The organism is Mesorhizobium sp. M7D.F.Ca.US.004.01.2.1, assembly GCF_003997785.1.
GTDB lineage: Bacteria > Pseudomonadota > Alphaproteobacteria > Rhizobiales > Rhizobiaceae > Mesorhizobium > Mesorhizobium loti.
The window spans coordinates 1-4,383 of the sequence record NZ_RZRQ01000422.1 but is presented as its reverse complement, the minus strand read 5'-3'; the positions used below and the strand labels follow the sequence as shown (position 1 = coordinate 4,383).

General features: G+C 61.6%; 6 protein-coding genes and 1 pseudogene. All 7 read left to right on the top strand.

The features are described from left to right. The coding region (locus EN993_RS32085) for a preprotein translocase subunit SecY (protein ID WP_164757946.1) at positions 1-562 on the top strand (562 nt) is incomplete at its 5' end. Beyond that, positions 559-1,155 (top strand): adenylate kinase, encoded by a 597-nt coding sequence (locus tag EN993_RS32080; protein ID WP_127265784.1) that lies wholly within the window; start codon positions 559-561, stop codon positions 1,153-1,155. The genes EN993_RS32085 and EN993_RS32080, both read left to right, overlap by 4 nt. 210 nt (positions 1,156-1,365) lie before the next feature. Further along, positions 1,366-1,734 carry a 30S ribosomal protein S13 gene (gene rpsM / locus EN993_RS32075; protein WP_006205445.1) on the top strand — a complete coding sequence of 123 codons (369 nt, stop codon included), beginning with the start codon at positions 1,366-1,368 and terminating at the stop codon, positions 1,732-1,734. A 140-nt stretch (positions 1,735-1,874) separates the two neighbouring features. Continuing rightward, complete coding sequence (rpsK, locus tag EN993_RS32070) at positions 1,875-2,264, top strand: 30S ribosomal protein S11 (protein ID WP_006205444.1); 390 nt, start codon at positions 1,875-1,877, stop codon at positions 2,262-2,264. Between the two features lie 104 nt (positions 2,265-2,368). After that, positions 2,369-3,379, top strand: a complete 1,011-nt coding sequence (locus tag EN993_RS32065; protein WP_127265782.1) for a DNA-directed RNA polymerase subunit alpha — start codon at positions 2,369-2,371, stop codon at positions 3,377-3,379. A 104-nt stretch (positions 3,380-3,483) separates the two neighbouring features. Next, entirely contained in the window at positions 3,484-3,915 is a 432-nt protein-coding gene (gene rplQ / locus EN993_RS32060) for a 50S ribosomal protein L17 (RefSeq protein ID WP_027057011.1), read from the top strand. Between the two features lie 200 nt (positions 3,916-4,115). After that, positions 4,116-4,383, top strand: a pseudogene (locus EN993_RS32055) (serine protease); the annotation flags it as partial.

The window sequence follows — 4,383 nt, the reverse complement described above, 5'->3', positions numbered from 1 at the left end:
GGGCGATCCCTCGCATCTGCCGCTGAAGCTCAACGCAGCGGGGGTCAACCCGCCGATCTTCGCCTCGTCGCTGCTGTTGCTGCCGGCAACCGTCGCCGGCTTCTCGCAGACGACCAACATGCCGGCCTGGGCAAGCACCGTGCTCGCCTCGCTCGGCCACGGCCAGCCGCTCTACATGCTGTTTTATGCGGCGATGATCGTGTTCTTCGCCTTCTTCTACACTGCGATTGTCTTCAACCCGAAGGACACCGCCGACCAGCTCAAGAAGCATTCGGGCTTCATCCCCGGCTATCGTCCGGGCGAGCGCACTGCCGATTATATCGATTACGTTCTCACCCGCATCACCGTCGTCGGCGCCATCTATCTGGTGCTGGTGTGCTTGCTGCCGGAGTTCCTGATCTCGGCGACTGGCGTACCATTCTACCTTGGTGGCACATCGCTTCTGATCGTGGTCAGTGTCACGCTCGATACGGTTGCGCAGATTCAGGGTCACCTGATTGCGCACCAGTATGAAGGCCTGATCAAGAAGTCGAAGCTGCGCGGGGGGAAGAAAGCCAGATGAGGTTGATATTGCTTGGGCCGCCAGGAGCGGGCAAGGGGACACAAGCACAAAGACTGGTAGAAAAACACGGCATACCCCAGCTTTCGACGGGCGACATGCTGCGTGCTGCCGTCCAGGCAGGCACCGAAGTCGGCAAGCGCGCCAAGGCGGTGATGGATGCCGGTGAGCTGGTCTCCGACGCCATCGTCAACGCGATCGTCGCCGAGCGTGTCGATCAGGCAGATTGTGCCAAGGGGTTCATCCTCGACGGATATCCGCGGACCCTGGTGCAGGCGGACGCGGTCGAGCAGATGCTTTCGGATCGCTCCCAGGGCCTCGACGCCGTCATTGAGCTTGTCGTCGACGACAAGGCTCTGGTCGGGCGTATCGTCAAGCGCGCCAACGAGGCACAGGCCGCCGGTCAGCCCGTTCGCAAGGACGACAATCCGACCGTGTTCGAGGAGCGTCTGAGGGAGTACTACAAGAAGACCTCGCCGCTGATTGGCTACTATTACGCCAAGGGTAAGCTCCGGAGCGTCGACGGCATGGCCGATATCGATGCCGTGACGGAACAGATCGAAGCGGTGCTCAAGGACGCAGTGCGGGGAAATTAACGATTGCACTTGACGGAAGCGGTTCGCTGCGGTATGGCGGCCCGTCTTCCTATCAGGCATGAGCTTTGCTTGTCCGCAAGGGCAAGGCAGCTGCTTTGAACTGGAAACTCCCGCATGGGCCGGCCTCCACCGGACGCGGGGCAACTTAAGATAGCGCCGGGCCTGCCTTGTTTTTGAGGATTGGCCGGCCCACATGGAGAAGGGAAGAACATGGCTCGTATAGCCGGCGTCAATATTCCGACCAACAAGCGCGTTGTCATTGCGCTTCAGTACATTCACGGCATTGGCAAGAAGTTCGCCCAGGAGATCGTCGACAAGGTCGGCATCCCGGCCGAGCGTCGCGTCAACCAGCTGACCGACGCGGAAGTGCTGCAGATCCGCGAAACCATCGACCGCGACTACCAGGTCGAAGGCGACCTGCGCCGCGAAGTCTCGATGAACATCAAGCGGCTCATGGACCTCGGCTGCTACCGCGGCCTGCGTCACCGCCGCTCGCTGCCGGTCCGCGGCCAGCGCACGCATACCAATGCGCGCACCCGCAAGGGCCCGGCCAAGTCGATCGCCGGCAAGAAGAAGTAATTTAGGGCAGTAAGGGAGTAGGGCGGTAAGGCAATAGGATCGGCAGACATACTGCCCTACTGCCATATTCCCCTGCTGCCTTTCTCCTAGGTGGAGCCGCTGGCATTACGGCGGTGTAGAGATCAACTGAAAGGACTGTCATGGCCAAGGAAGCCGCTCGTGTTCGCCGTCGCGAACGCAAGAACATCTCGTCGGGCGTTGCCCACGTCAATTCGACCTTCAACAACACGATGATCACCATCACCGACGCGCAGGGCAATTCGATTGCCTGGTCGTCGGCCGGTGCCCAGGGCTTCAAGGGGTCGCGCAAGTCGACCCCGTTCGCTGCTCAGATGGCTGCCGAGGATGTTGCCAAGAAGGCCCAGGAACACGGCATGCGCATGCTCGAAGTCGAGGTCTGCGGACCTGGCTCCGGTCGTGAGTCGGCATTGCGCGCCCTGCAGGCGGCAGGCTTCACCATCACCTCGATCCGTGATGTGACGCCGATCCCGCACAATGGCTGCCGCCCGCGCAAGAAGCGTCGCGTCTAAGCAATTTACCGAACGTCGCGCGAGCGCCCCTTGGGCGCTCCTCCACGGCATTCCAGGTCGCCCGCCACGATTGGATGGTGGCGGGTCAACGGAAGGAAAGCATCATGATCCAGAAAAATTGGCAGGAACTGATCAAGCCGAACAAGATCGAGTTCTCGTCGAAGAAGAAGACGCTGACCACGCTGGTCGCCGAGCCGCTCGAGCGTGGCTTTGGCCTGACGCTGGGCAACGCGCTGCGCCGCGTGCTTCTGTCTTCGCTGCGCGGTGCGGCTGTTACCGCCGTGCAGATCGACGGCGTTCTGCATGAATTCTCGTCCATCGCCCGCGTGCGCGAGGACGTGACCGACATCGTCTTGAATATCAAGGAAATCGCTATCCGTATGGAAGGCGATGGCCCCAAGCGCATGGTCGTTCGCAAGCAGGGACCGGGTGCGGTTCTCGCCGGCGACATCCAGACGGTTGGCGACGTTGAGATCCTCAACCCCGACCACGTCATCTGCACGCTGGACGAAGGCGCTGAAATCCGCATGGAATTCACCGTCGACACCGGCAAGGGTTACGTGCCGGCCGACCGCAACCGCGCCGAAGACGCGCCGATCGGCCTGATCCCGGTCGACAGCCTCTATTCGCCGGTCAAGAAGGTCTCCTACAAGGTCGAGAACACCCGCGAGGGCCAGGTTCTCGATTATGACAAGCTGACCATGACCATCGAGACCGACGGTTCGATCACCGGCGAGGATGCGGTGGCTTTCGCCGCCCGCATCCTGCAGGACCAGCTCGGCCTGTTCGTCAACTTCGACGAGCCGCAGAAGGAAGTCGCCGCCGAGGCCGTCACCGAGCTCGCCTTCAACCCGGCGCTGCTCAAGAAGGTCGACGAACTCGAGCTTTCGGTGCGTTCGGCCAACTGCCTGAAGAACGACAACATCGTCTATATCGGCGACCTGATCCAGAAGACCGAAGCCGAGATGCTGCGCACCCCGAACTTCGGCCGCAAGTCGCTGAACGAGATCAAGGAAGTCCTGGCGGCGATGGGCCTGCACCTCGGCATGGAAGTGCCGGACTGGCCGCCGGAAAACATCGAAGACCTCGCCAAGCGTTACGAAGACCAATATTGAGCATGAATACCAAGGATCGGCGGCGTGGGCCGCTCGATCCGACGGTCATGCGGAAAACCATCAGAGGCCGCGGCCTCTTGAACAACTGAAGAAGGAAAAGAGCCATGCGCCACGGTTTCAAAGGCCGTCGCTTCGCCCGAAGCATTAGCCATCGCAAGTCGATGTTCGCCAACCTCGCCGTGTCGCTGCTCGAGCACGAGCAGATCGTCACCACCTTGCCGAAGGCGAAGGACCTGCGTCCGATCGTCGAGAAGCTGGTGACGCTCGGCAAGCGCGGCGACCTGCACGCCCGCCGCCAGGTGATCGCGCAGATCGGTAACGAAGGCGTCGTCAAGCGCCTGTTCGACACCATCGCTCCGCGCTATGCCAACCGCAACGGCGGCTATCTGCGCATCATGAAGGCCGGCTTCCGCCACGGTGACAACGCCGCGATGGCCGTCATCGAGTTCGTCGATCGCGACACCTCGGCCAAGGGCGCCGGCGACCGCGCTCGTATCGAAGCCGAAGGCACCGACGCGGACGCCGCAGCCGCATAAGGCTCGGTTCTCCGGATTGAATTCAAAGGGGCCTGCGGGCCCCTTTTTTGTTTTCTGGAAGCAGTAGATTGCGGCCAAAGCCGATCTTTTGGCCAGAACCAAGGGTGTTTGCCCAAAATAATCGGATTTCAGCGGCTTAGCCTTTCATTTTGCACAATCGTCGGGACAATGCCCCCGAACTTGCCTTGGAGGATTCGCGAATGCGCGCCAACCGACTGTCCCTTGTTCTGCTCTTCGCCATGATGGCGTTTGCGGCCGCGCCGGTGGTCAGGCAGGCGTTGGCCGAGGAGACCAAGACCGATCCCGGTCTGTCCGATGTGCTGACCGATCTGCTGCATGGCGTCGAAGGCGAGAACGCCACGTCTGGTCCCGACAAGCGTGTGCCGTTCGGCCGCGAGGAGGTGCAGCTGTCGTTTGCGCCGCTGGTCAAGCAGACGGCGCCGGCCGTGGTCAATGTCTATGCCTCGC

What these genes read in the sequence shown, in the direction of transcription:
- EN993_RS32065 (WP_127265782.1), top strand. Translation starts at nt 2,369, where the DNA reads ATGATCCAGAAAAATTGGCAGGAACTGATCAAGCCGAACAAGATCGAG.
- rpsM (WP_006205445.1), top strand. Translation starts at nt 1,366, where the DNA reads ATGGCTCGTATAGCCGGCGTCAATATTCCGACCAACAAGCGCGTTGTC.
- rpsK (WP_006205444.1), top strand. Translation starts at nt 1,875, where the DNA reads ATGGCCAAGGAAGCCGCTCGTGTTCGCCGTCGCGAACGCAAGAACATC.
- EN993_RS32080 (WP_127265784.1), top strand. Translation starts at nt 559, where the DNA reads ATGAGGTTGATATTGCTTGGGCCGCCAGGAGCGGGCAAGGGGACACAA.
- rplQ (WP_027057011.1), top strand. Translation starts at nt 3,484, where the DNA reads ATGCGCCACGGTTTCAAAGGCCGTCGCTTCGCCCGAAGCATTAGCCAT.